Annotated in this window: 27 protein-coding genes; 13 read left to right on the forward strand and 14 right to left on the reverse strand. The window is 69.0% G+C overall.

Annotated elements, in window-relative coordinates; translation table 11 throughout:
* The first annotated feature begins 12 nt into the window (after positions 1–12).
* Positions 13–777: an arylamine N-acetyltransferase family protein gene (locus BLV57_RS08195; protein WP_091288053.1), complete on the forward strand. Its 765-nt coding sequence runs from the start codon at positions 13–15 to the stop codon at positions 775–777.
* A gap of 139 nt (positions 778–916) precedes the next feature.
* Here BLV57_RS08195 and BLV57_RS08200 read toward each other — a convergent pair whose 3' ends face one another.
* The 4 genes from BLV57_RS08200 to BLV57_RS08215 form a co-directional block, all read right to left on the reverse strand.
* Positions 917–1,498: a dihydrofolate reductase family protein gene (locus tag BLV57_RS08200; RefSeq protein WP_091288054.1), complete on the reverse strand. Its 582-nt coding sequence runs from the start codon at positions 1,496–1,498 to the stop codon at positions 917–919.
* A 68-nt stretch (positions 1,499–1,566) separates the two neighbouring features.
* Positions 1,567–2,817, reverse strand: coding sequence for an MFS transporter (locus tag BLV57_RS08205; protein WP_091288055.1), 1,251 nt, complete (start codon positions 2,815–2,817; stop codon positions 1,567–1,569).
* A gap of 101 nt (positions 2,818–2,918) precedes the next feature.
* Positions 2,919–3,350, reverse strand: a complete 432-nt coding sequence (locus BLV57_RS08210) for a MarR family winged helix-turn-helix transcriptional regulator (protein ID WP_091288056.1) — start codon at positions 3,348–3,350, stop codon at positions 2,919–2,921.
* A 497-nt stretch (positions 3,351–3,847) separates the two neighbouring features.
* Entirely contained in the window at positions 3,848–5,290 is a 1,443-nt protein-coding gene (locus tag BLV57_RS08215) for an NCS2 family permease (RefSeq protein ID WP_091288057.1), read from the reverse strand.
* Between the two features lie 67 nt (positions 5,291–5,357).
* On the opposite strand from BLV57_RS08215, the gene BLV57_RS08220 reads away from it, so the two are divergent.
* The gene (locus tag BLV57_RS08220; RefSeq protein ID WP_091289016.1) at positions 5,358–5,585 is read left to right on the forward strand and encodes a DUF2530 domain-containing protein; all 228 of its coding nucleotides are present in this window, start codon (positions 5,358–5,360) and stop codon (positions 5,583–5,585) included.
* Positions 5,586–5,653: 68 nt separating this feature from the next.
* On the opposite strand, the gene BLV57_RS08225 is transcribed toward BLV57_RS08220, so the two are convergent.
* Both BLV57_RS08225 and BLV57_RS08230 read right to left on the reverse strand, forming a co-directional pair.
* Entirely contained in the window at positions 5,654–8,431 is a 2,778-nt protein-coding gene (locus tag BLV57_RS08225) for a sacsin N-terminal ATP-binding-like domain-containing protein (protein WP_091288058.1), read from the reverse strand.
* Positions 8,432–8,528: 97 nt separating this feature from the next.
* Positions 8,529–9,305, reverse strand: coding sequence for a DUF3027 domain-containing protein (locus BLV57_RS08230; protein WP_091288059.1), 777 nt, complete (start codon positions 9,303–9,305; stop codon positions 8,529–8,531).
* A gap of 50 nt (positions 9,306–9,355) precedes the next feature.
* Between BLV57_RS08230 and BLV57_RS08235 the strand changes: the two genes are divergently transcribed.
* The 3 genes from BLV57_RS08235 (at position 9,356) to BLV57_RS08245 (ending at position 12,500) form a co-directional block, all read left to right on the forward strand.
* A complete protein-coding gene (locus BLV57_RS08235) occupies positions 9,356–10,117 on the forward strand; it encodes a glutaminyl-peptide cyclotransferase (RefSeq protein ID WP_091289017.1) in 762 nt (253 codons plus the stop codon).
* 63 nt (positions 10,118–10,180) lie between these two features.
* Positions 10,181–11,995, forward strand: a complete 1,815-nt coding sequence (locus BLV57_RS08240) for an MFS transporter (RefSeq protein WP_091288060.1) — start codon at positions 10,181–10,183, stop codon at positions 11,993–11,995.
* A gap of 10 nt (positions 11,996–12,005) precedes the next feature.
* Positions 12,006–12,500, forward strand: coding sequence for a DUF2771 family protein (locus tag BLV57_RS08245; RefSeq protein ID WP_091288061.1), 495 nt, complete (start codon positions 12,006–12,008; stop codon positions 12,498–12,500).
* On the opposite strand, the gene BLV57_RS08250 is transcribed toward BLV57_RS08245, so the two are convergent.
* Positions 12,497–12,883, reverse strand: coding sequence for a cold-shock protein (locus tag BLV57_RS08250; RefSeq protein ID WP_091288062.1), 387 nt, complete (start codon positions 12,881–12,883; stop codon positions 12,497–12,499). The genes BLV57_RS08245 and BLV57_RS08250 overlap by 4 nt on opposite strands.
* 128 nt (positions 12,884–13,011) lie before the next feature.
* Here BLV57_RS08250 and BLV57_RS08255 point away from each other — a divergent pair, with 128 nt between their 5' ends.
* Positions 13,012–13,212 (forward strand): hypothetical protein, encoded by a 201-nt coding sequence (locus tag BLV57_RS08255; protein ID WP_091288063.1) that lies wholly within the window; start codon positions 13,012–13,014, stop codon positions 13,210–13,212.
* Here BLV57_RS08255 and BLV57_RS08260 read toward each other — a convergent pair.
* Positions 13,183–13,803 carry an HAD family hydrolase gene (locus BLV57_RS08260; protein ID WP_091288064.1) on the reverse strand — a complete coding sequence of 207 codons (621 nt, stop codon included), beginning with the start codon at positions 13,801–13,803 and terminating at the stop codon, positions 13,183–13,185. The two genes, BLV57_RS08255 and BLV57_RS08260, sit on opposite strands and share 30 nt — an antisense overlap.
* Positions 13,804–13,885: 82 nt before the next feature.
* On the opposite strand from BLV57_RS08260, the gene BLV57_RS08265 reads away from it, so the two are divergent.
* Both BLV57_RS08265 and BLV57_RS08270 read left to right on the forward strand, forming a co-directional pair.
* The gene (locus BLV57_RS08265) at positions 13,886–14,488 is read left to right on the forward strand and encodes a TetR/AcrR family transcriptional regulator (protein ID WP_245757220.1); all 603 of its coding nucleotides are present in this window, start codon (positions 13,886–13,888) and stop codon (positions 14,486–14,488) included.
* Positions 14,481–15,446 carry a R2-like ligand-binding oxidase gene (locus BLV57_RS08270; protein ID WP_091288065.1) on the forward strand — a complete coding sequence of 322 codons (966 nt, stop codon included), beginning with the start codon at positions 14,481–14,483 and terminating at the stop codon, positions 15,444–15,446. Before BLV57_RS08265 ends, BLV57_RS08270 begins: the two co-directional genes overlap by 8 nt.
* 59 nt (positions 15,447–15,505) lie before the next feature.
* On the opposite strand, the gene BLV57_RS08275 is transcribed toward BLV57_RS08270, so the two are convergent.
* On the reverse strand, positions 15,506–16,255 hold the full coding sequence (locus BLV57_RS08275; protein ID WP_091288066.1) for an isocitrate lyase/PEP mutase family protein: 750 nt from the start codon (positions 16,253–16,255) through the stop codon (positions 15,506–15,508).
* Positions 16,255–16,380 (reverse strand): hypothetical protein, encoded by a 126-nt coding sequence (locus BLV57_RS44225; protein WP_281244395.1) that lies wholly within the window; start codon positions 16,378–16,380, stop codon positions 16,255–16,257. The genes BLV57_RS08275 and BLV57_RS44225 overlap by 1 nt, the downstream gene beginning before the upstream one ends.
* Before the next feature lie 133 nt (positions 16,381–16,513).
* On the opposite strand from BLV57_RS44225, the gene BLV57_RS08280 reads away from it, so the two are divergent.
* The gene (locus BLV57_RS08280) at positions 16,514–17,716 is read left to right on the forward strand and encodes an AlkA N-terminal domain-containing protein (RefSeq protein ID WP_091288067.1); all 1,203 of its coding nucleotides are present in this window, start codon (positions 16,514–16,516) and stop codon (positions 17,714–17,716) included.
* A gap of 40 nt (positions 17,717–17,756) precedes the next feature.
* Here the strand turns inward: BLV57_RS08280 and BLV57_RS08285 are convergent, their stop codons facing one another.
* Positions 17,757–19,397 carry an AMP-binding protein gene (locus BLV57_RS08285; protein WP_091288068.1) on the reverse strand — a complete coding sequence of 547 codons (1,641 nt, stop codon included), beginning with the start codon at positions 19,395–19,397 and terminating at the stop codon, positions 17,757–17,759.
* A gap of 151 nt (positions 19,398–19,548) precedes the next feature.
* On the opposite strand from BLV57_RS08285, the gene BLV57_RS08290 reads away from it, so the two are divergent.
* Together BLV57_RS08290 and BLV57_RS08295 are read left to right on the forward strand one after the other, a co-directional pair.
* Positions 19,549–19,872 (forward strand): hypothetical protein, encoded by a 324-nt coding sequence (locus tag BLV57_RS08290; protein ID WP_091288069.1) that lies wholly within the window; start codon positions 19,549–19,551, stop codon positions 19,870–19,872.
* Between the two features lie 235 nt (positions 19,873–20,107).
* A complete protein-coding gene (locus tag BLV57_RS08295) occupies positions 20,108–21,676 on the forward strand; it encodes a discoidin domain-containing protein (RefSeq protein WP_091288070.1) in 1,569 nt (522 codons plus the stop codon).
* Positions 21,677–21,719: 43 nt separating this feature from the next.
* Here BLV57_RS08295 and BLV57_RS08300 read toward each other — a convergent pair whose 3' ends face one another.
* On the reverse strand, positions 21,720–22,463 hold the full coding sequence (locus tag BLV57_RS08300) for a Long-chain-fatty-acid--CoA ligase (RefSeq protein ID WP_091288071.1): 744 nt from the start codon (positions 22,461–22,463) through the stop codon (positions 21,720–21,722).
* Between the two features lie 28 nt (positions 22,464–22,491).
* On the opposite strand from BLV57_RS08300, the gene BLV57_RS08305 reads away from it, so the two are divergent.
* Together BLV57_RS08305 and BLV57_RS08310 are read left to right on the forward strand one after the other, a co-directional pair.
* Entirely contained in the window at positions 22,492–23,247 is a 756-nt protein-coding gene (locus tag BLV57_RS08305; RefSeq protein WP_091288072.1) for a PhzF family phenazine biosynthesis protein, read from the forward strand.
* Positions 23,247–23,621 carry a YccF domain-containing protein gene (locus tag BLV57_RS08310; RefSeq protein ID WP_091288073.1) on the forward strand — a complete coding sequence of 125 codons (375 nt, stop codon included), beginning with the start codon at positions 23,247–23,249 and terminating at the stop codon, positions 23,619–23,621. Before BLV57_RS08305 ends, BLV57_RS08310 begins: the two co-directional genes overlap by 1 nt.
* Positions 23,622–23,725: 104 nt before the next feature.
* On the opposite strand, the gene BLV57_RS08315 is transcribed toward BLV57_RS08310, so the two are convergent.
* Positions 23,726–24,520: a metallophosphoesterase family protein gene (locus BLV57_RS08315; protein WP_091288074.1), complete on the reverse strand. Its 795-nt coding sequence runs from the start codon at positions 24,518–24,520 to the stop codon at positions 23,726–23,728.
* Between the two features lie 37 nt (positions 24,521–24,557).
* Positions 24,558–25,343 carry an HAD-IIA family hydrolase gene (locus BLV57_RS08320; RefSeq protein ID WP_091288075.1) on the reverse strand — a complete coding sequence of 262 codons (786 nt, stop codon included), beginning with the start codon at positions 25,341–25,343 and terminating at the stop codon, positions 24,558–24,560.
* Position 25,344 lies beyond the last annotated feature (1 nt).

A 25,344-nucleotide genomic window follows, 5' to 3' on the forward strand; every position in this document is an offset into this window, starting at 1 on the left:
CGGGGGAACGACATGGACGTGAACGCGTATCTGGCGAGACTCGGCGTCGAACGCCCGGCGAAGCTCGACGCCGCGGCGCTGCGCACACTGCAGGAAGCCCATCTGCTGCGCGTGCCTTTCGAGAACCTGAGCGTGCACCTGCCGGAGCCGATCGATCTCGACCCCGCCGCGCTGGTCGACAAGATCGTCCAGCGTGGCCGCGGCGGCTTCTGCTTCGAGCTCAACGGCGCTTTCGCGTGGCTGCTGCGCGAACTCGGCTTCGAGGTGACGCTGCACGCCGTGCGCGTGTTCGGCGCCGAGGGCAGGCTCGGGCCGCCCTACGACCACCTCGCGCTGCGCGTCGAACTCGACGAGCCGTGGCTGGCCGATGTCGGGTTCGGCCGGTTCTGCCGGTATCCGCTGCGGCTCGATTTCCGGGGACCGCAGGCCGATCCGGAAGGCGAGTTCGAGGTGCGTGAGGCGCCGTTCGGCGACCTCGACGTGCTGCACGACGGCAAGCCGACGAACCGGATCGAGCCGAGGCCGCGCGAGCTGACCGAGTTCGTGCCGATGGCGTGGTGGCACTCGACCTCGCCGAAGTCGCACTTCACGAAGAGCCTGACGTGTTCGCGGCCGACCCCTGCCGGGCGGGTCACTCTTTCGGGCGACAAGTTGATCGAAACCGTCGACGGCGTGCGCGAGGAGCGCACACTGACCGGCGACGCGGAGATCCTCGGTGCCTACCGGGCGCACTTCGGGATCGAGCTGGACCAGGTGCCGCGGGTGCGCACGTTCTAAATGAACGGAGCCCCGAGGCTTGGCCCCGGGGCTCCGTCCGTTCCCGAACTGACTGCCGCTCCCACCACGAAGCGGACGTGTATGAGGTTAGCCTAACCTCACCAACTCAGGCAAGACCGGGCTCGTGGAGATCCACATCTCACCCATTCGCCCGAGTCCGATAGGTCGCGATGATGACGCCGGTGGTCGTCGGCACGCTCTTGACCAGCTCGAATGCACCGAACGGGCCTTCATGGGCGAAGAGCCGCACACCCGAGCCGAGCACGATCGGGTGAATGAGCAGTACGAACTGGTCGATCAGGCCATGCGGCAATAGCGAGCGCACCAGCGCGCCGCTGCCGAGGATGATCATGTCGCTCTCGGCCTTGAGCCGGGCGACGGCTTCGGGCACGTAGCCCTCGATCAGGGTGGAGTTCATCCACGGCAGTGGCTCGGCCAGCGTGGTGGACGCGACGTACTTCGGCGCCTTGTTCAGCACCTGGGTGAACGGGTTGGGCTCCGGCTGGTTCGGCCAGACCGCGTAGAAGCTCTCGTAAGTCCGCCGCCCGAACAGCAGCGCACGCGGCTCGCCCCGGCCGACGCCCATCTCGCGGGCCATCACCTCGTCGCCGTAGGCCGTGGCCCAGCCGCCGTGCGCGAATCCGCCGCGAGTGTCCTCGTCGGCGCCGCCGGGCGCCTGTATCACGCCGTCGAGGGAGATACTGACTACTGCGGTGATCATGGGTTCCTCCAGTTCGTAAGGGCTGTTTCGCCCTCTACACGAACTGGATCGGCCCAGATCGACAGAACTCAGCGACGAGTCAGCACGCGTTGCCGCCCGAATCGGCGCGCGGTCAGCTTCACCCCGCCGCGGCGCAGCAGGATGATCGCCGCCACCACCGCGACGATGGCCGAGATCCCGCCACCGACGTAGAAGGCGGACCGGCCGCCGAACTCGGCGGCCAGCCACCCGGTCATCGGCGCGCCCAGCGGGCTGCCGCCGATCAGCACCAGCACGTAGATGCCCATCACGCGGCCGCGCATCTCCGGGCTGACCGCGGTCTGGACGAGCGCGTTGGCGGTGTTGAGGAAGGTGATCGTGGCGTATCCGAGCGGGATCAGCGCGATACCGAAGGCCAGGTAGGTCGGCATGAACGCGGTGGCGAACTCCAGCGCTCCCAGGCTGAACGCGGCGAGCAGCAGCAACCGCACACTCGGCCCGCCGCGCGTCCCGCGCCGTGCCGCCATCAGCGCGCCGGTGAGCGTGCCGACCGCGAGCAGCGTCGACAGCAGGCCGTAACCGTCGGCCTGGGTGTGGAACACGTTCGCCGCGACGACCGCGAGCGAGGTGAAGTAGGTGATGCCGAAGGTGCTGACGAAGAACACCAGCCCCATCACGGTCATCAGGTCCGAGCGCCGCCGCACGTAGCGCAGGCCCGCACGCAGCTGCCCCTTCTCGCGGGGCACCGCCGGGCCGCGGAAGAGCTTGTCGGGGTTCATCATGACCAGGCCCGCGATCACCGCGACCGTGCTCGCCGCGTTGGCGATGAACAGCCAGCCGGTGCCGACCCAGGTGATGACGAACCCGGCGATGGCCGGGCCGACGATGCGCGCCATGTTGAAGATCGTGGAGTTCAGCGCCACCGCGTTGGTGATCTGGTCGCGGCCCACCATCTCGCCGACGAACGACTGCCTGGTCGGCACCTCGAGCGCGCCCGTACAGCCGAACGTGAAGCACAGCAGGTAGACGTGCCACAGCTGGGCGAACCCGGTCACGTCGAGCACCCCGAGCACCGTGGCCTGCAGCACGACGGCCGCCTGGATCCCGATGAGCAGCCGCCGCTTGTCGACGCGGTCCGCGAGCACACCGGCCCAGAGCGAGAGGAACAGCGTCGGGGTGAACTGGAGCGCGACGGCCATGCCGAGCGCGACCGGGCTGTGGTCGCTGAGGCTGAAGACCAGCCAGTCCTGCGCGATCCGCTGCATCCAGGTGCCGATGTTGGACACCACCTGGCCGCTGAAGAACAGCCGGTAGTTGCGGATCCGCAGCGACGAGAACATGGCGCCGCGCGACTTCGGCGGGGGTGGGGGTGGGGCCGGGTTCCGAATAGGTGCTGTCTGCCGACTGTCCGTTTCGCTACCCGTTATGCCCCGCACCTTGGTTAGTTCCCCGCCATCCTGTCGATGATCTCGGCGGCTCGGGAGAGGGTCACTCTCTCTTCCGCGCTCAGTTCCGCTAGCTTTTCGTCCAACCACGCCTCACGCGCGGAGATCGTCTCCTGGACATACGCGTGCCCAGCGGCCGAAACCTCCACGATGGCCTGGCGGCCGTCCGTCGGATGCGGGCGCCGCTCGACATAGCCACGCTCCTCCAGCGCGGCGATGACCCTCGTCATCGACGGCGGCTGCACACCCTCCTTGGCGGCCAGCTGACCCGGGGTCAGCGCCCCGCACTTGCGCAAAGTGGACAAAGCGGAGATCTGCGTCAGAGACACGCCCTCGCCGGCCCGCTGCGCACGGAGTTTGCGGTTGAGCCGGACGACGGCCAGCCGCAAGCGACTCGCCAGTGAGCGCTCGTGGGCGTCGTCGGACATATAGTTAGCATACCTCACGAACTATCGGCCGGACCGGTGATCTCCGTCAACGACCGGGTGGTCGTGGCCTTGGCGGGTTCAGCACGAACGCGGCCTTCGTGTCGCTCACGGTGACAAAAGTGGCTTTTGCGTGGGTACGGTCTCGTTCGCTCGGCCACGGCCGGGGTGGGTGTGGTGGAAATGCGTCGTTGAACGCCGCAAAACCCGCACAGTCAACCCGCTTGACCAGGTACAGGGGGTCGTTCGGGGGCGGCGTGAGTGCTGTTTGCGGCGTTGAACGACGCAAACAGCACTCACCCAGGGACGGAGCCCAGGTATGAGGGGAGCCTTCATCCACGGTCGGCGTGAGTGAGGGCCTCCCTCACCCGAGCAAAGGGGTCGTGAGTGTTTTCGCCGGTTAGAACCGGCCGGAACACTCACGACCCCAGCGGGGTAAGGCGGGCTTTATCCCGGCGTCGCGGTCCCCGGGCAACCGCGAGTGGTAGCTCCGCCCGCGGTCAGCGCAAGGCGTCTTGGATCGGGCCGACCGCGAAGTAGGCCACGAACGCCACCGCGATCAGCCACATGAGCGGGTGCACGCCGCGGGCCTTGCCGGTGACCGCGCGGATCGCGACGTAGCTGATGAAGCCCGCGCCGATGCCGTTGGCGATCGAGTACGTGAACGGCATGACCACGATCGTCAGGAACGCGGGCAGCGCGATCGAGAAGTCCGTGAAGTCGATGTCCTTGACCTGGCTCATCATCAGCGCGCCGACGACCACCAGCGCCGGTGCGGCCGCTTCGACAGGGACGACCTGGTAGAGCGGGGTGAAGAACATCGCGGCCAGGAACAGCACGCCGGTGACCACGTTCGCGAGCCCGGTGCGCGCGCCCTCGGCGATACCGGACGCCGACTCGACGAACACGGTGTTGGAGCTCGCCGAGCCGAGACCACCGGCCGCGCCCGCGAGGCCTTCGACGAAGAGCGCCTTGCCGATGTTGGGGAGCTGGCCGTCCTTGCCGACCAGGCCGGCCTCCTTGCCGAGGCCGGTCATGGTGCCCATGGCGTCGAAGAAGTCGGCCAGCACCAGGGTGAACACGAACAGCACGACGGTGATGATCGGCAGCCGGGTCCACGCGCCGAACGAGACGTCGCCGACCAGCGAAAGGTCCGGCAGGCCGACCACCTGGTCCGGCAGCGCGGGATAGCCGAGGTTCCAGCCCTTGGGGTTCGTGCCCTTCGACGGCCCCGCCTTGACGATCGTCTCGACCACGATGGCCAGCACGGTCGTGACGAGCACGCCGATCAGGATGCCGCCCTTGACCCGCTTCGCCACCAGGATGCCGGTGACCAGCAGCCCGACCACGAACACCGCAGTCGGCCACGAGGCGATCGAGCCGCCGATGCCGAGGCCGACCGGGACCGTGGTGTGCGCGTCGTCCGGCAGCCGCCGGACGAACCCGGCGTCGACCAGCCCGATCAGGCAGATGAACACGCCGATGCCGACCGCGATCGCCGACTTCAGTGGTGCGGGCACCGCGCGGAACACGGCCGTGCGGAAGCCGGTGAACACCAGCAGCACGATGATCAGGCCCTCGATGACCACCAGGCCCATCGCCTCCGGCCAGGTCATCTTCGGCGCCATGGTGACCGCGACCAGGCTGTTGATGCCGAGGCCGGTGGCGATGGCGAACGGGTAGTTCGCGACGAGTCCCATCAGGATGGTCAGCACGCCCGCGACCAGCGCGGTCACGGCCGCGACCTGCGGCACCGGCAGGATCCCGCCGAGCACGTCCTTGTGCGCCGCCGCGTCGTCGGGCGCGAAACTGCCGATGATCAGCGGATTCAGCACGACGATGTAGGCCATCGTGACGAAGGTGATCACCCCGCCGCGGATCTCCCGCCCGGCGGTCGAGCCACGCTCCGTGATCTTGAAGAAACGGTCCAGTGTGGACACCATCGCAAACCCTGCCCTTCGCCCGACGGCAGGTACCCTGCCCCACGTGGCCGAATCGAACAACTCCTCGCTGCGCCCGACCCCGGAACTGCCCAAAAGGCTGACCGACCTGACGCCGGTGGTGATCGTAGGCACCGCGATCTGGACGGTCGCGCTGGTGGTGTTGTTCGCCGTGTCCGACGGCGTCTGGGTGTGGACGTCGTTCGCCGGGATCGTGCTCGGCTTCATCGGCCTGGGCATCATCTGGTGGCAGCGCTCAGCCGCCCGCCGCGGCTCCAAGTCGGCCCAGCGCCTCTAGCCACAACGGGATAAAGCGGGCTTTATCCCGGGCGCTTTCCCCGGGATAAAGCCCGCTTTATCCCGTTCTCAGGCGAGGAGGGTGGTGGCGTCGGGTTCGTTGATGAGGGCGAGGACGACGTGGCGGTCGGCCCAGCGGCCGGTGGCCCACGCGAACGCCTTGGCCAGGCCTTCCGGGGTGTCGGCGGCGTGGAGGCGGGAGTCGTTCCACCATGGGGCGTCGTGTGAAGCGCCGTCGAACGAGACCGTCAGGGACTCGTGCAGCAGCAAGCCGCCGTCGGGGACCGGGACGCCGAGGAGTTCGGCCGCGAGGGTGACCGCTTCGAGGTCGGCCCACAGGACGAAGTCGCCTTCGGAGGTGACCTCGGCCGCGAGGTCGCTGGCGACCGCGAGGTCCAGGCGCGCCGCGAAGCCGGCCGGGTCGTCCACCACGCCGATGAGCCGGGACCGGGGCACGACCGCGACCGGCCAGGGGACGTCGAGGACGACCGCGTCGAAGGCGTCGACGACCGAGCCGTCCATCGCGCGCATGCGGGCGGGCTCGTGCTCGCCGGTCAGCGCGCCGTGCGCGTGGACGACCAGGCCTGCCGGGATCGTCCGCGACGGGTCGCCGAGCCGGTCGAGCAGGTCTTCCTCGTCGCCGCCGAGTGCGGCGCGGACGCCGGCGGCCGCGAGCAGCTCGGCGGGCAGGCCGACGTCGGGTACCGGGTCGTACAGCCCGGCCAGCGACGAAGCACTCGCCAGCCGCCAGTGGCGGGGCGGCTCGTCGCCGAGCAGGGCGTAGCGGGCGAGCCACCAGGCGGTGTGGCCGTCGGGCTCCATCAGCGCGCGCCAGGTTTCCGGGCGCGAGGCGATCAGGCGCAGCGCCGCGGGCCAGGCGTCGTCACCGACCAGGTCGAGGTCGCGCAGCGCGAGCACGCGGGCAGGCGGCTTGGCGAGTGAGTCCCACCAGGCCTCCTCGTCGGGGAGATCGTGGTCGGGCTCGACCGGGTCCGCATCGGAAATGACCGCGAACGTGTCGAGCACGCCGGCGGCCGACAGCGTCTCGGCGGGCCAGTCCGAGGCGAAGTCGTCGTCGAGCACCGAGACCGGGCCGTCTTCGGCGAACACCTCGGGGTCGAAGATCTCCAGCAGCGGCGACGTCGGGAGCACCAGCTCGTCGGCGCGGCGCCAGCCGTCGTCGCAGGGCAACGCCAGCGCGCCCAGCCAGTCGATGTCGGCCGAGGTCTCCGCGACCAGCCGCAGCACCGCGCCTGCCAGCGCCATGCCATCCAAACCGGCGTTCGCGTCCTCGACACTGCGCTCGACGGCCTCCAGCAGCTCCGGCGCGTCGAGCAGTTCGCGGGCTTCGGCGTGCTTGGCGTCCAAGCGTTCCAGCAACGGGTGCGCGGCTTCGGGGTGCACCAGGCGCAGGCCCGCGATGTCCACATCGGACAGTAGTTCGAGCAGCTCGGCCGAGCCACCGACCAGCAGCGCGCCGCGAGGACCGGGCAGCGTCCGGCCGTCCGACAGCGGCACCGGCAGCGCGCCGAGGTCGTCGACGGTGACCTCGTGCGACTCCAGCAGCGGCAGCAGCGCGTCGTACACCGACCGCCACCACGACGGTTCCCGGGTGACCCCGGTCAGCAGGTCGACGATTTCGGCCACCGGCAACGGATCCGAGCCGACCACGGCCAGCGCGCGCACGACCGGAAGCCCCGACAACGCGCAAAGGCCGGGCACGACCTCGACGAGCAGCGACACCAACTCGGGCGCCTCTGCGTCCAAAACCCGGGCACGGGAACCGGAAAGCTCCGGCCCCGCCGCCGACGGCAGCCACTCCGACGACCTCAGCGCGGCGATCACCAGTTCGCGCAGCTGACCGTCCACTTCAGACAGCGGGAAGCCGCCCGCGGGCACAAGCGCCAGCCGGTGCTCGGCGGGAAGTTTCCTTACCAGAGCCGGATAAACACCAGCAGCGGCTTCGAAAACGGCACGCGCGCCCGGCAGCACTCGCCGCCGCGAAGGCTCGATCGGCACCGATGCCAGCAGCCGCGCGGGCAGCGAAAGCCGCTCGTCGGTCGGGGTCGGCGCGTACAAGACGTCTTCGGTCAGCGGCTGCGGGACACCATCGGCGTCGACCGGGACGGCCCAGCCGCCCTCGGTCAGCCAGCGCCGCACCGAACCGTCCGGCGAGCCGATCTCGACGATGTCGTCCTCGGCGGACGACCGCGTCCACGCCTCGTCGCCCACCTCGATGCGCGCCAGCCACGGCAGCGCGAGCAGGAGATCCGGCGCTTCCGAAGCGATGCCCTCGAGCAGCGACGCGCCATCGACGCCGTCACGCAGCGGCAGCTGCACCTCGGTGTCGAAGCCTTGCGGGACAACGGATTCGAACGCCCACGGCAGCCGCAGCACCGGCACGTCACCGGTGCGCCCCGACTCCTCGCGGGTCAGCGCCTCCGAAAACCGGACACCGCCACCGGCGGAGACCACGCGCGGTTCGGACGTCACGGTCAGCACGGCGGCGAAGCCGACGCCGAACCGGCCGACCGTGCCCTCACCCTTCGCGGACGCGCGCAGCGAGGCCAGCGAAGCGACACCCGAAGCGTCGAGCGGGGCGCCCGTGTTGGCGACGCGCAGCTCATTGTCCACAAGGGACACTCGAAGCACGCCGGGTTCCTTGGCGAGCAGCGCGGCGTCGGCCGCGTTCTGCGCGAGCTCGACGAAGAGCCGGTCGCGGTACCCGCCGACCCGCAGGTCGTGCTCGGAGTTCGTGTCCTCGGTGAACCGGGTCGGCGAATCGGCCCACGCCCGCAGGACCGACGAGCGCAGCGCTTCCGTGCCGAAGGGATCAAGCGTCGCCACGAGTGCGCTCCTCCTGAATTGAATTCACGTTAGGCGGATATTCGACGGCGCGACAATAGAGCCTCCGCCGGTCGGGCGGGGCTCTGTCGCGGAAAAATCAGGCGTCGACGCTGTCGTCTTCGAGGACGTCGATCAGCGAGTCGTCGTAGACCAGCTCGGCCACCGGGACCGACGAGGTCACCTCGATCTCGATCTCCGAGTGCGCGCCGCAGCCGTACTCGACGTTGACGACGTGCCCATCGGCAGGCGAGATGTCGTTGGTGCAGACCCCGAACGCGCCACGCAGCGAACCCGCGAGCGACACGTAGAAACCGCAGGTCCCGCACTGACCTGGCGCGCTGCGTGCCATGTCCGAGCGCGGGCCGTACTCGCCACCGCGCCAGCGGGCGGCGGCGTCCTCGCGGCCGAAGCGCGAGAGCACGTGCACCCTGCCGAGCCCGGCCTCCAGCGCGACCTCCTCGACCTCGGGGTCGTCGGAGGCCAGGTACGCGGGCGCCAGCCGCGGGTCGTCCTTGTCGGTCGGGAAGATGTCGCCGACACCGAGGTCGCCCGCGCGGACGCGACGCTCCCACGGCACCCAGGCCGGGGCGACGAGCGCGTCGGGACCCGGGATCAGCACGACCTCGCTGATCGTCACCGGCGCGTCCTCGACGTCGACCGTGGCGACCGTGACCGACCACTGCCAGCCGCGGTAGCCGGGCACCTTGCCCTCGAAGAGGTGGCTGACCGCGACAGCGTCCTCGCGGGAGACCCCGACGTAATCGCCGACCTGACCGGCCTCGGCCTCTTCGAGCGCGGCGGCACGCGCCGTCTCGACGGCTTCGGCCAGTTTCCTGTGCAACGATCCGTCGTCCAAGGTCAGCAGCAGGGTCATACGCCCAATTGTGCCGCACGCCGCTCGCCGCCCCATGTCAGGCTGTGCATGTGCGGAAGCTCATCTTCACGCCGTTGCTGGCGATTGCCCTCTGTGGTTGCTCGAACACCCCCGCGTCGAGTGTGGACACCGGGCCGCAGCGCCTGCGTCCCGAGATCGTGAGAGTGCTGCCCCACGACGTCACGGCGTTCACCGAAGGCCTCGAATTCGCCGGGAACACCCTGTTCGAGGGCACCGGGCTGGAGAGGAAGTCCGTCGTGCAGGCGGGCCCGGCAGGCGAGGCGCCGACCGTCAAGGCCGCGCTCTCGCCGGAGATCTTCGGCGAGGGCATCACCGTGCTCGGCCCCAAGCTGTGGCAGCTGACCTGGCGGAACGGGTACGCCATCGAGCGCGACGCCGCCACGCTGGCCGAGCTGCGCCGGGTGCCCTACCAGGGCGAGGGCTGGGGCCTGTGCCACCAGCGGGACCGGCTGGTGATGAGCAACGGCTCCGACACGCTGACCTTCCGCGACCCGGTGACCTTCGCGGTCACCGGCACCGTCCGCGTCGGCCACACCCAGCTCAACGAGCTCGAGTGCGTCGGCGACGACGTCTACATCAACGTCTGGCAGACCGACCGGATCCTCCGGTTCAACCTGCCGAGTGCCAGGGTCACCGGTGAGATCGACGCGTCGGGCCTGCTGACAGCGGGTGAGCGGACCGCCGCGGACGTGCTCAACGGCATCGCCGCGGTACCCGGTTCCGACCGGTTTGTACTGACCGGGAAGCTGTGGCCGAAGATGTTCGAGGTGAGGTTCGTCCCGAACCCCTGAATAAACCCCGGTATGCCCTTGTAAACGCGCGAGACCGGGCCGGACTAAGGCAGGATTGACAGCGTGACTCGTTTCGGTTCCCAGCACCCGCCCGCCGATGGCGCGGGCGGCGGGCGCGCGGGCCGCAAACGCAAGCGGAAGTGGACCCCGGAACCGGGTGCCCCGCAGGCCAAGCCCTGGCAGCAGGCGGCGGCCCAGCCGCAGCCACCGCAGGCCCCGCCGCCACCGCGCAGCCGGTTCTATGACGACGCGCCGCGTCCGTACCAGCCGACGGCCGACGACGCGCCGACCGGCGCCGTGCCGATGCAGACCCCGCCACGCGGGGCCAGGCCGTACCCGCCGGACCCGGCGCGGCGCACCGAGCCGATGTACGACCACTACGACACCAACGGCTACGCGGGCGAGCCTCGTGAGGAGCCGGAACCGCAGGTCAACAGTGCTCATCGGACTGAGGCGGTCGCCGGCGCGCTGCCCCGGATGCCGAAGAAGCTCACCGTCACCCGGGTCGCGGCGCTGCGCAGCCGCCAGCTGACCGGGCAAGCGGTCGACGCCTTCCACCGCGCGACCAAGGCCGATGGCGCCGACAAGTCCGGCCTGTCCGCGCTGACGTACGCGGTCATGCTCAATTACGCCAGCGACGCCGCCATGGCGATCGCGCTGGCCAACACCCTGTTCTTCGCCGCGACCAGCGGCGAGAGCAAGGGCAAGGTCGCGCTCTACCTGCTGATCACCATCGCGCCGTTCGCGCTGGTCGCGCCCGTGATCGGGCCCGCGCTCGACAAGATCCAGCGCGGGCGGCGGCTCGCGATGTGCGTCTCGTCGGCCGGTCAGGCGCTGATGGCCGTCATCATGGCGCTGCACTTCGACGACTGGGGCCTGTACCCGGCCGCGCTCGGGATGATGGTGCTCTCGAAGTCGTTCACGGTGCTCAAGGCGGCGGTCACGCCCCGCGTGCTGCCACCGGAGATCACCCTGTCCAAGACGAACGCGCGGCTGACCGTGTTCGGGTTGATCGCCGCCGGTGGCGCGGGCGCGGTCGCCAGCGGCGTGAACAGCCTGTTCGGCTCGTCCGGCGCGCTGTGGTTCACCGCGCTGATCTGCGTCGCGGCCGCGGTGCAGTCGATGCGGATCCCGGCGTGGGTCGAGGTGACCGAGGGCGAGGTCCCGGCGGTGCTCGGCGCGCACCCGGAGCGCAAGCGCAAGAAGCGCAGGCAGCCGATGGGCCGCCAGATCGTGCTTTCGCTGTGGGGCAACGGTTCGGTGCGCGTGCTGACCGGGTTCCTGATGATGTTCTCCGCCTTCGCCATCAAGGCGCAGGCCGAAGAGACGCACCAGACCCCGTTCATGCAGTTGCTGCTGCTCGGCGTGATCGGACTGGCCGCGGGTGTCGGCGGGTTCCTGGGCAACGCGCTGGGCTCGCGGATGACCTTCGGCAAACCCGATCAGGTGATATTGGGCTGCGTCGGCGGCGCGTTCGCCGCCGCGCTGCTCGCCACGATCCTGCCGGGACTCGCGACCGCGGCCGTCGTCGGCCTGGTCGGCGCGACCGCGAGCGCGCTCGCCAAGATCAGCCTCGACGCGGTGATCCAGGAGGACCTGCCGGAGGAGTCGCGGGCGTCGGCGTTCGGCCGCTCGGAGACCGTGCTGCAGCTCGCGTGGTGCTTCGGCGGGGCGGTCGGGCTGCTGCTGCCGCCGACGTTCTGGATCGGCTTCCTGGTGCTGACGCTGCTGCTGGCGATCGGCCTGGTGCAGACGTTCCTGGTGCACCGCGGGACTTCGCTGATCCCGGGGCTCGGCGGTGACCGGCCGCTGCGCGCGGCGCCGGTCGAGCACGTCACTCCGGGGGGACCCGCGCCGCGCCGGTGGCAGGGCTCGTAGGGTTCAGCTCATGCGGCGTTCTGCGATGGTGGCTTCTCTTGCGGTGGGTGCGGCCCTGCTCACGGGCTGCTCGGCCCCCGGCGAGCCCGAGGTGACGTTCTTCGCCGACGGCAAGACGATCCGGATCGAGCCGACCGTGCACTGCGACGTCATCAACGGCAGTTGCAAGCAGAACCAGGCCAGCCCGGCCAGCTTGAAAGCCCGGCCGGGCAAGCCTGTCCAGATCTCCGTGCCCGCCGAGATCGCGGAAACGCCGTGGAAGATCATCGTCGTCTACGCGAACTCGAAGGGCGAGCTCCAGCCCGCGATCGAGAAGCTTTTCACCGACAAAGAGCACTACGCGTACACCGCGAGCACGCCGAACCCCGGCGACCAGATCCTCGGTATCGAGGTCCAGCAGCCCGCGCCCGCCGTCGATCAGGGCAGGCTGGTGGTCGACGAGGACGGCACGCCCGTGCTGGTGATGCGGGCCTTCTGGTCACTGCAGATCGAAGCAGCGGTTTAGGGATCGATGTCCCGCGCGACCGCGCGCATGATCTCGGCGATCTGCTTGGTGTACTTGCGGTCCGGGTACCGGTTGCGGCGCAGGTCCGGCTGCACCTTGAGCTCGAGCAGCTTGATCATGTCCTCGATCAGGCCGTGCAGCTCCTCGGCGGGGCGGCGCCTGGCTTCGGCCACCGAGGGCGGCGGGTCGAGCAGCCGCACCGACAGCGCCTGCGGGCCGCGCCTGCCGTCGGCGACCCCGAACTCGAGCCGCTGACCGGCCTTGAGCCCCTCGACGCCCTGCGGTAGCGCGGCCTTGCGGATGTACACGTCGTCGCCACCATCCTGCGTGACGAAGCCGAATCCCTTCTCCGCGTCGTACCACTTGACCTTGCCGGTCGGCACTGCCCTCACCCATTCCTTCTGTGTTCACGACGAACGCGCCCCGGGGCGTACCCAGGGCGCGCGTCTTATAAGCCTATCTCGCCACACACCGTGGGGTGAAGCTGATACCTGCGGTTACCCTCAGCGGCATGGGAAAGTCGTTCCTGATGCGCCTGGGCATCGGCCTCTTCGCGATCGGCATGCTGGCCGTGTTCGCCGTCTTCATCATGTTCGCGGCCGGCCTGCAGAACCTGCCGATCTGGCTGAGCGCGGCGGCGGGCGTGATCACCCCTCTGGGACTGGGACTCGGCTTGATCGCGTTAGTGCGTGAGGCTCGCCGCAAAGCCTGAGAACCAGGCAGGGAACTCGTCGAGGGTGTCGAACACCACGTCGGCGCCCGCCTCTTCGAGCTCCGTCCGTGAGCACGGACCACTGACCACCGCGATGCCGGGGATGCCCGCGGTGAGCGCGCCCCGCATGTCCCCGACGTGGTCACCCACATAGGCGACGGCCCCGTGTTCGGTGAGCGCGGCGGCCTTCTCGGTCGACCAGAGCTCGCCGACCAGCTCGTCCACCTCGAACCCGAGCGCCTTGACGTGCAGCCAGGCGTTGCGGCCGAACTTCCCGGTGACGACCAGCGTGCGCCCGCCCGCGGCGCGGACGGCCTTGAGCGCCTCGGCGGCGCCGGGCAGCGCGACCGTCTGCGGCACGACGATCTCCGGATACATCTCGCGGAAGCGGTCGACCAGCTCGTCGATCCGCTCCTCCGGCGCGCCCGAGTCGCGCAGCACGTGCTGCAGTGGCGGGCCGAGGTTGGCGGCGAAGTGATCGCCGTCGATCTCGACGCCGCGTTCGGCGCCGAGCGCGTTCATCACCGCGCTCATGCCCGGTCTCGGGTCGATCAGCGTCATGTCCAGGTCGAAGCCCACGGTTATCCCCATGGCCCTCACGTTAGCCGTTGTACAGGTTCATTGAGAAAGTCAACGGCCTTGACATATTTCGAGTTAGTGTCAAGCTGGAGATGTGGCGGAGATCACCAGCTTCACCGAACGGACCAAAGCCTCCCTGCGTGAGGCCCTGCTGGACGCGGCGACCGAGCTGCTCCCGGAGAAGGGTTACACCGCGCTGCGCATGGCGGACGTGGCCGCGCGGGCCGGGGTCAGCCGCCAGACCGTCTACAACGAATTCGGCAACAAGGCCTCGCTGACGCGCGCGGTCGCGTTGCGCACCACGTCCGAGTTCCTCGAAGGGATCAAGCAGCGCCTGGAAAACGCGGACGACCTGATCACGGCCATCGGCATGGCCGTGCGGTTCACCATCGAACACGCGCGGGAGAACAAGCTCGTCGCGGCGGCGCTCGGCACCGGTGAGGACCTGCTGCCGCTGCTGACCACCAAGGGCGAGCCGGTGCTGTCGGCGGCCGTGGCGCTGGCCGAGCAGCAGTACGTCGAGTTCGAGCCGTCGCTCGGGCCCGAGGCCGCGGCGTTGCTGGCGGAGACCGTCGTCCGCCTGTCGCTGAGCCATCTCGTGCTCCAGACGCATTCCGCGGCCGAAGCGGCCGAGTCGGTGTGCGCCGTCATCGCACCAGCTGTCATCGCGTTCACACGAAAGGCCTGCCATGACTGAAATCCTGTCCGAGCGGCGCACCGGCTTCAGCTCGCTGCAGCGCGGCGGGCTCAACTGGGAGTCGTTCCCGCTGCGGCTGTTCGCCAAGGGCAACAAGAAGTTCTGGAACCCGGCGGACATCGACTTCTCCGGTGACCCCGAGGGCTGGGACTCGCTCAACCCGGAGCAGCAGCGCTCGGTGCGGTACCTGGTGGCGCAGTTCATCGCGGGCGAGGAGGCGGTGACCGAGGACATCCAGCCGTTCATGAAGGCGATGTCCGCCACCGGCCGTTTCGGTGACGAGATGTACCTGACCCAGTTCGCCTTCGAGGAGGCGAAGCACGTCCAGGTGTTCCGGCTGTGGATGGACGCCGTCGGGCTGACCGAGGATCTGCACCCGTACGTCGCGGAGAATCCGCACTACCGCAAGCTTTTCTACGAGGAGCTGCCGGAATCGCTCGGCCTGCTGGAGTCGGATCCCAGTCCCCTCAACCAGATTCGCGCCTCGGTGACGTACAACCACGTCGTCGAGGGCAGCCTGGCGCTGACCGGGTACTACGCGTGGCAGAAGATCTGCACCGAGCAGAACATCCTGCCGGGCATGCAGGAACTGGTCCGCCGCATCGGCGACGACGAGCGCCGTCACATGGCCTGGGGCACCTTCACCTGCCGCCGCCACGTCGCCGCCGACGACGCGATGTGGGACGCGGTGCACCAGCGCATGGGCGAGCTGCTGCCGATCGCGCTGGCGATGATCCAGTGGACCGACGACCAGTTCGACGAGCAGCCCTTCGACAACGACGCGCAGGAGCTGATCCAGTACGCGGCCGACCGCGCGCAACGCCGCCTCGGCGCCATCGAGTCCGCGCGCGGCATGCCGGTCGAGAAGATCGACCTCGACTACTCGCCCGAGCACCTCGAAGAGACCTTCGGCGAGGAGGACGCCCGAGCCTTCGCCGAAGCCGCCAAGGGGTCTTAGCCCGAAAGTGGCTTTCGTCAGGTCGCATCTGACGAAAGCCACTTTCGGGCTATCACGACTTACCCGAGCAGCCTGTTCAGCGCGCCGTAGGGGAAGCCTTCCCTGGTCGAGGCGTAGGTGCCGGACTTGAGCAGCTCGGCGGCCGCGCGGGCGGCGAGGCCGTAGGCGGCTTGGGCGATCGCCGCGCCGAGGCTGATCCGGACGACGCCCGCCGCCGTCAGCTCGGCGACCGTGGGCGCGCCGTCGTGGACCATCACCGCGAGCGGCAACGGGCCGTTCGCGAGCTCGGTGATGACCGCGAGGTCGGTCAGCCCTGGCACGAACAGGCTGTCCGCGCCCGCCGCCGCGTACCGCTCGGCCCTGGCCAGCGCCTGGTCGAGCGAGCCGGGGCCGGCCAGGAACAGGTCGGTGCGAGCGTTGATCCAGATCGTGTCGCCGAGCTTGTCCGCAGCCGCACGCGCGGCGGACAGGCGCTCGGCCTGCTCGGCCGGGTCGCGGGTGCCGTCCTCGAGGTTGATCCCGGCGGCGCCCGCTTCGATCACCGCGGTCGTGGTCGCGGCGACGTCGGCGTACCCGCCCTCGATGTCGGCCGAGACGGGCACATCGACGGCCGACACGATGCGCCCGACCACCTCCGCCACGCGGTCGGCGCCCAGGTCGGCGCCGTCCGGCACCCCCAGTGACCAGGCGACACCGGCGCTGGTGGTGGCGATGGCCGCGGCACCGGCGTCGGCGATCACGACCGCCGACGCGACATCCCAGGCGTTGGGCAGCAGGAGTGGCGCGCCCGGCCGGTGCAGGTGCCGCATCAGAGCTCGACGAGCAGTTCGTGGTCGAGCTCGACGAACTCGACGATCGTGTCCGCGAACAGCCGCCGGTACACCTCGGCCTGCTTGCCGTCATTGAGGTGGCTGGGGAAAACCTTGGTGAGCAAGGGAAACTCCTCGTTTCGTCGGGAACGCCGACAAGCTTCGCCGACCACGGGCGCCGGGTCCGGCCATATCCGGACACCCGCCGATGTCCGGATATGGCCGGTGCCGGAGTCAGGTATCGCGTATACCTGAGCTGTGACCACGTATTCCGCTGTCATCACCACCGGCATCTACTGCCGTCCGGGGTGCGGCGCGAAACCGTTGCCACGCAACAACATCACCTTCGAACACGCGGCAGCCGCCGAGGCGGCGGGCTTCCGCGCGTGCCTGCGCTGCCGTCCGTACCGGGTGGCTGGCCCGGTCGGCTCCGACGCGCCGGAGCTGGTGTGCCGGGCGGTCCAGCTGATCATCGGCGGAGCGCTCGACCACGGCGGCACCGAAACCGCGCTCGCCGAGCGGGTCGGGTTGTCCTCGCGGCATCTGCGACGGCTGTTCCTGCGGCACCTCGGCGCCAGCCCGGATCAGCTGGCCAGGTCACGGCGCGCGCACTTCGCCAGGCGGCTGCTGGACGACAGCGACCTGACCGTGCTGGACGTGGCGTTCGCCTCGGGGTTCGGGAGCCTGCGGCAGTTCAACCGGACCATGCGCGAGGTCTTCCGCGCGTCGCCGACGGATCTGCGTGACCGCAGGCGCCGCGCCGACCGGCTGGTCGCCGACGGCGGCCTGGCGCTGCGCCTGCCGTTCCTGCCAGGCTACGACTGGCCCGCGATGCTGGATCTGCTGGCCGGGTGGGCGATCCCGGGCGTGGAGTCCATTGAGGACAGCACCTACCGGCGGACGATCACGATCCACGACGCGCCCGGGCTGCTGGAGATCTCTCCCGGCGGCACGGACCATCTGCTGCTGCGCGCGCACCTGCCGTACTGGGAAGACCTGATCCATGTGGTGGACGGGGCCGCGCGGATCGTGGGGCTCGACGCCGACCACTCGGCCGGTGCGGCGGCGCTGCTCGGCGACCCGGTGGTGGGACCGCTGGTACGCGCCCGCCCCGGGCTCTCCGTGCCGGGTGCGTGGAGTGGCTACGAAGTCGCGATGCGGGTCATGCTGGGCGATGACGTGGCTGAGTTCGTCAAGGTGCACGGCTCGCCCGCACCTGGGTTGCCCGGCGGTCTCACGCACACCTTTCCTCCGCCCGAAGGAGAACTGGGCGCGGTCGATCATGGGTCCACTGTGGACGAACTCGCCGCGCTGCCCGGCGTGAGCCTGGCGCAGGCGAACCAGATCGCCTACCGGCTGGGCTGCCGCACCGCGTTCCCACTGGACGGAGCCTCGGCGCGCTGGCACCCGTGGCAGGCATTAGCGGCCACGCATCTCATTTCGGCTGGTCCGAGGTCGTGAGTGGTATGGCCGGTTCTAACCGGCCATACCACTCACGACCCTAGGCGTGCTTGGCCTTGAGGAGGTCTTGCAGGCCAAGGAGTTCCACGGCCCGTTCGCGCATCTCGACCTTGCGGACCTTGCCGGTGACGGTCATGGGGAACTCGTCGACCACGTGCACGTAGCGCGGGATCTTGTAGTGGGCCAGCTTTCCCGTGCAGAACTCGCGCACGGTCTCGGCGGTGAGCGGGGTCGCGCCGTCCTTCATCCGCACCCACGCCATGAGCTCCTCGCCGTACTTGGCGTCGGGCACGCCGATCACCTGAGCATCCAGCACGTCCGGGTGGGTGTACAGGAACTCCTCGATTTCGCGCGGATAAAGGTTTTCCCCGCCGCGGATGACCATGTCCTTGATCCGGCCGGTGATGTTGACGTAGCCCTCGTCGTCCATGATCGCCAGGTCGCCGGTGTGCATCCACCGAGCCGCGTCGATCGCCTCGGCCGTCTTGTCCGGCTGCTCCCAGTACCCGAGCATCACCGAATACCCGCGCGTGCACAGCTCACCCGGCTCGCCGCGCGGTGTGGTCAGCCCGGTTTCGGGGTCGACGACCTTGACCTCCAGATGCGGCCCGACCCGGCCCACGGTCGACACACGGCGGTCCACCGAATCGTCCGCGCGGGTCTGCGTCGAGACCGGCGACGTCTCGGTCATGCCGTAGCAGATCGACACCTCCGCCATGCCCATCCGCTCGATGACCTGCTTCATCACCTCGACCGGGCAGGGCGAGCCCGCCATGATCCCGGTGCGCAGCGACGACAGGTCGAACGAGTCGAAGTCCGGGTCGGCCAGCTCGGCGATGAACATCGTCGGCACCCCGTAGAGCGAGGTGCACTTCTCCGCCGCGACCGCTTCCAGCGTCGCCTTCGGCTCGAACGACGGCGCCGGGATCACCATGCACGCGCCGTGCGTGGTCGCGGCGAGGTTGCCCATCACCATGCCGAAGCAGTGATAGAAGGGCACCGGGATGCAGATCCGGTCGTTTTCGGTGTAGTTGCAGAGTTCGCCGACGAAGAACCCGTTGTTCAGGATGTTGTGGTGGCTGAGCGTCGCGCCCTTCGGGAAGCCGGTGGTGCCCGAGGTGTACTGGATGTTGATCGGGTCGTCCGCGCTCAGCTCGACGTCGATCGACCCGGTCCGTTCCTTGTCCAGCAAGGAGTTCCAGGCGTCCGAGCCCAGCAGCACGACGTGTTCGAGCGCGGCGCACTTCGGCCGCGCCTGCTCGATCATGCCCGCGTAGTCCGAGGTCTTGAAGCTCTCGGCGGCGACGATCAGCCGGATCCCGGCCTGGTTCAGCACGTACTCCAGCTCGTGCGACCGGTACGCCGGGTTGATGTTGACCAGGATCGCCCCGAGCTTGGCGGTCGCGTACTGGGTGAACGTCCACTCGGCACAGTTCGGCGCCCAGATCCCGACCCGGTCGCCCTTGCGGATGCCCAGGTCGTGCAGGCCCAGCGCGAGCGCGTCGACCTCGGCCGCCAGCTCGGCGTACGTCCATCGCCTGCCGGTGGTGCGGTCCACCAGCGCGTCCCGGCCGGGGAAGGCCGCCGCCGTACGGGCGAAGTTGTCGCCGATGGTGTCACCGAGCAGCGGGACCTCGGAAATCCCTGACGCGTAGCTCGGCACGGCGGGTGCTTCGGGCATGACGAACGCCTCCTCACGGGTCGACCCACCGAGTCTAGGAACGACCCGGCGCGTCGGCCACCCGCACGTGGAGACCCGTCACGCCCGCAAGACATTTCAGCCCAGTCTGAAATGACAGCGCGGCGACAGCGCCGTCTCGCAATCTCAGGCCATGGACAACAGGATCAAAGCCGCCACCGCGGCCGTATTCGCCATGGCCGGAGTGCTCGCCGGGCCGGTCACCGCGGCTTCGGCGAACGCACCCATCCCCGGCCAGGACTGCCAGTACCTGGCTATCAAACGCACTCCTCCGGCGCAAGCCATCGCCAACTGCAACCGGCTCGACGACGGGTTCACCATCTACAGCGTGGTGATCGTCTGCGAGGACGGCGAGCAGCACCAGGGCAACTGGGCGCCGCCGCACCGGGTTTCCACCGCCAGGTGCCCGGAGGGCATCCGGATGACCGGCGCCAACCCCTTCATCGCCCAGATGTGACCCGGAAGGCGCCCCTGCCGGGCTCGCCGGCAGGGGCGCTCGACCTCAGCTCTCACGTGGACTGAGACCGAGTCGTCGCACGTGGAGTCCTCCAGCCGCAACACCACCGGTGCGACCCGCCGAATTCGGTGCAAGCCTGCGGGCGGCCGTTGACTGCTCCTTTACTCCGTGTTTACCTCAGAGTTAGGAAAGTTCCCTAACTAATGCTTCGACACAACGGAGTCGAGGAGCGCACATGAAACGGAGAACCCCGCTGGCCGGCGTCGCCGTCGCGACACTGGCCCTACTCGGTCAAACACTGATCGCCTCCGGCAGCCCGGCACAGGCGGAATCCCTGCTCTCCGCCGGTAAACCGGTCACCGCCTCGTCCGTCGAGACCACCGGCTTCGGTCCAGGGCAGGCCGTCGACGGCGACGCCACGACCCGCTGGGCGAGCGAGGAAGGCGTTGACCCGCAATGGATCGCCGTCGATCTCGGCGGCACGGCCACCATCACCAAGGTCAAGCTGAACTGGGAAGCCGCGTACGCCAAGACCTACAAGATCCAGGGGTCGGCCGACGGCAGGACCTGGCAGGACCTCAAGTCGATCACCGGCGGCGACGGTGCGATCGACGAACACCTCGGGCTGAACGCGACCGCACGCCACGTCCGCGTGTACGGCACCGCACGGGGCACCTCGTACGGCTATTCGTTGTGGGAACTGGAAGTTTACGGTTCCCGCCCGGGCGGGGACGACACCCAGCCGCCGTCGGCGCCCACCGGGCTGGCGGCGACAGCCACCACGACGGACAGCATCACGCTCGGCTGGACCGCGTCCAGCGACAACGTCGGCGTCACCGACTACGAGGTGCTGCGCGACGGCGCCGTCGTCGGCACCTCCGCGACCACCGCGTACACCGACACCGGATTGGCGTCGGGCGTCGAATTCGGGTACACGGTGCGGGCGAGGGACGCGGCAGGCAACGTCTCCGCCGCGAGCGCCGCGCTCAGTGCGTCGACCAAACCGGGTGGCACCGGGCCGATCACCATCGCGATCGCCGGCGACATCGCCAACCCCGAGATGTTCTCCACGCACGAACAGACCGCGGCCCAGATCGCCAGGATCAACCCGCGGTACGTGCTGACGGTCGGCGACAACCAGTACCACAAGGGCACCATCTCGGAGTACCGCGCGCACTACGACAAGACCTGGGGCAAGTTCAAGGCCATCACCAAACCGACCACGGGCAACCACGAGTGGGACGACCAGCTCAGGGGGTACAAGGAGTACTTCGGCGCGATCGCGTACCCGAAGGGCCTGCCGTACTACAGCTACGACATCGGTGACTTCCACTTCGTCGCGATGGACTCGAACCCGGTCTACACCGGCGGCGGCTCCGACCAGGTGGCGTGGCTGCGCGACGATCTCGCGAGGAACACCAAGTCCTGCGTCATCGGCTACTGGCATCACCCGCGGTTCAACTCGGGGAACGCGGGCGACAAGAAGCAGATGGCTCCGATGTGGAACGAGCTCGACAGGGCCAAGGCGGACGTGGTGTTCACCGGGCACGACCACCACTACGAGCGGACGAAGCCGCTGGACGCGAACGGCCATGTCAACGAGGCCAACGGTGTTCGCTCGGTCATCGTCGGCATCGGCGGCGACTACCTCTACAAGGACTACAGGGCCCGTGAAGGCGTCGAGAAGATCTTCGCCAAGCACGGCGTCATGAAGCTCGTGCTCAACGGCAAGTCCTACTCGTGGGAGGTCGTCGACACCACCGGGGCGGTGCTGGACAGGGCAGGCCCGTACACCTGTCGATGACCACTGTGGTCCGGTGCCCGCGGGGGCACCGGACCACGGCCGGTCAGTCGTCCATCGGGTGTTCCATCCAGACGTTGGCCTCGATGTAGCTGCCGTAGTCGAGTTCCTTCGACGCGTTCACCGGCGCGATCCCGCCGGGGATGTGGTTCTCGCCGTCGACGAGTTCGACACCGGTCCACGCGTGCCAGTCGGCGAACGACCCGGTCAGCGTCACGGCGAACGGGCAGACCTTGATCACGCGGGCGCCGAGTCGTTCGTGGGTGCGCAGCCAGCGGTCGGCGAGCAGGCCGTCGGGACGGCGGCGCGCGGCGTAGTCCGGCATGGGTGTGTCTGGCTCGTTCTCCTTGCCGATGGGGCGGACGGAGACGATGAGCTTGCGCAGGCCGTCTTCGGCGGCGCGGGCCTTGAGTGCCTTGAGCATCGGCGCGGACAGGCCGGTTCCGCGCAGCCGCGGTGAGATGACGACCTCGAGCGCGCACAGCGCGGTGGGCGCGCGGCCGTCCATGACGTCCTGCGCGGCCCATTGGATGGCTTCGTCCCAGCCGTGGTCGGGCAGTTCGGCGCGGCCTTCGGCGGGGAACGCGAGCGGGACCGAGAGCGCGCGGGCGATCGGGACGCCGTCGTCGTCGAGCGCGATGAGGAAGTAGCGGCCCCACAAGCGAAGGAAGCGTTCGGCGGTGATCATCTTCCCGCTGGCGCCTTGGTAGATGAACTGGCCGCCGACATCGCCGAGATCGAGAGCGGCGTCACACAGATCGGGGCGGGAAGCTAGATCGACTACTCGCATGGGTTCAGTAAACCGCTACCTTCGAGGTATGCGCTTCTTTCTCGTCGACGCGTTCACCGGTGAGGCCTTCCGGGGCAACACCGCCGCGGTCGTGCTGCTGGACGGTCCGGCCGATCCGGCGTGGATGCAGTCGGTGGCCGCCGAGTTCAAGCACCCTGAGACCGCGTTCCTCGAACTCGGCGCGCGCCAGGTGCCGCTGCGGTGGTTCACGCCGAAGACCGAGGTCGAACTCTGCGGGCACGCCACCCTCGCCGCGGGCCATGTGCTGCAGGGCGAGCAGGAGTTCACCACGCTCAGCGGCACGCTGACCACGAAGGCCGACAACGGCTGGGTGTACATGGACTTCCCCGCCGACCCGCCGGAGGAGACCGGCGAGGACATCCCGCTGGACATCACCGCCGAGTACGTCGGCCGCGGGGTCTCGGACATCCTCGTGCAGGTCTCCGACGCCGCGCGGCTGCGCGCGCTGGAACCCGACTTCGCGGCGCTGGCGGAGCTGGAAACGCGCGCGATCATCGTGACCGCGCCCAGTGACAAGCCCGAGATCGACTTCGTGAGCCGTGTGTTCGCGCCGGCGGTCGGCATCGACGAAGATCCGGTGACGGGCTCGGCGCACTGCACGCTGACCTCTTACTGGGCGCCCAAGCTCGGCAAGAAGCAGCTGGTCGCCGAGCAGGCTTCGGAACGAGGCGGCATCGTGCGCGTCTCTCTTACTGACAACGAAGACCGCCTGCGCCTCGCGGGGCAGGCGGTCACGGTCGCGAGCGGGGAGTTACACGTCTGATGCGCTTCATCCTCAACATCATCTGGCTGATCTTCTGCGGATTCTGGATGGCCGTCGGATACCTGGTCGCGGGCATCATCTGCTGCGTCCTCATCATCACGATCCCGTTCGGGCTGGCCTCGTTCCGCATCGCGAACTACGCGCTGTGGCCGTTCGGGCGGACGGTCGTCGACCGGCGTGACGCGGGCGCCGCGTCGCTGCTCGGGAACCTGATCTGGCTGATCTTCGCCGGGATCTGGCTGGCCATCGGGCATCTGGTCACCGGCGCGCTCCTGTGCGTCACGATCATCGGCATCCCGATGGGCATCGCCAACTTCAAGATGATCCCGGTCTCGCTGATGCCCCTCGGCAAGGAGATCGTGCCCCTCCCCTAGCCCGACCAGGGAAAAAATCCCAATGTGGCATTCGTCAGTTTTCAGGCCCGCCAATGTGGCATTCGTCAGGCCAAAGCCGACCAAAGCCACATTGGGATTTTTTTCTAGTCCTCGGGCTCGAAGGGGAGCTCGATCACCAGGCAGGGGCCGCCGACGAAGAGGCCGCCGTCGATGCCGAGTGCTTTGCCGCCCGCGTAGAGGTAGGGGCCGTCGAGCTGCGCGGGGTGGATGCCCAGCTGGTCGGCGATGACGCTGTGGCCGTGCACGATCCGCGAGCCGCCGAGCAGATCGAGCAGGCGCTGGGCGACCTCGGGACCGTCGGGGCCGCGGAAGGCGTAGCGGGTGGTCATCCGCCGCCAGACGTCCCACCAGTCCGAGATGTCGTCGCCTTCGAGCACCGCGCGGCCGGACGCGTTGATCTCCTCGATGTCGTCGCCCCAGTCGAGGTACTCGAGCGTGTCCGAATGCATCAGCAGGTGGTCGGCGGCGGTCGCGAGCAGCGGCCGCGAGGTGAGCCATTCGACGTGCTTGTCGGTGAGCCGTTCCTGATCGGTCAGCAGCCCGCCGTTGATCTCCCAGCTGCGCGCGAAACTGCGCGGGCCGAAGTCGGACGGGACCTCCGTGTCGCCGAAGTGGTACATCCCGAGCAGCAGGATCTCGTGGTTGCCGAGCAGCGTCTGCACCTGGCCGCCGTCGTCTTCGGCCTGCTCCTGTAGCCGCATCACCAGATCGATCACACCGACGCCGTCCGGACCGCGGTCGACGAAGTCACCGAGGAACCACAGGTGGTCGTCCTCGCCCGACCAGTTGTCGGCGTCGTCGACGAGCCCCTCGACACGCAAGGCGTCAGCCAGCGCGTCGCGGTGCCCGTGGACGTCGCCCACGACGTAGGTGCTCATCTTGAGAAGATAGGCCTTCTCACGGTGTCACCGCTTGTCACTCGGTCCCAAACGGATCACGAGTACGCCCGATCAGGTCAGCGATCGAGTCGATGACCAGCGTCGGACGGTACGGGTAGCGCTCGGCGGTCTCGCGCGTCGAGATGCCGGTGAGGGTGAGGATCGTCTGCAGCCCCGCCTCGATGCCGGAGTGGACATCGGTGTCCATCCGGTCGCCGATCATCAGCGTGTTCTCCGAATGCGCGCCGAGCCTGCGCAGCGCGGATCGCATCATCAACGGGTTCGGCTTGCCGACGAAGTACGGCGACCGGCCGGTCGCCTTCTCGATCAGCGCGGCGACGGATCCGGTCGCGGGCATCGAGCCCTCGAGGCTCGGGCCGGTCGCGTCCGGGTTGGTCGCGATGAACTTGGCGCCGTTGTCGATCAGCCGGATCGCGCGGGTTATCGCGGAGAAGCTGTACGTCCTGGTCTCACCGAGCACGACGTAGTCGGGGTCGACCTCGGTCAGCACGTAGCCGACCTCGTGCAGCGCGGTCGTCAGGCCCGCCTCGCCGATCACGAACGCGGAGCCGTTCGGCCGCTGCGACGCGAGGAACTTCGCGGTCGCCAGCGCGGAGGTCCAGATGGCCTCCTCCGGGATGTCGATCCCGGTGCGCTCCAGGCGAGCGCGCAGGTCACGCGGGGTGTAGATGGAGTTGTTGGTGAGCACGAGGAACTTGATCTCGTTCGCCCGCAGCTCGGCGAGGAACTCATCCGCGCCGGGGATGAGGTGCTCCTCCTTCACCAGCACGCCGTCCATGTCGGTCAAGTAGGTCCACGTCATG

The sequence above is a fragment of the Amycolatopsis xylanica genome (genome assembly GCF_900107045.1).
GTDB classification, from domain to species: domain Bacteria; phylum Actinomycetota; class Actinomycetes; order Mycobacteriales; family Pseudonocardiaceae; genus Amycolatopsis; species Amycolatopsis xylanica.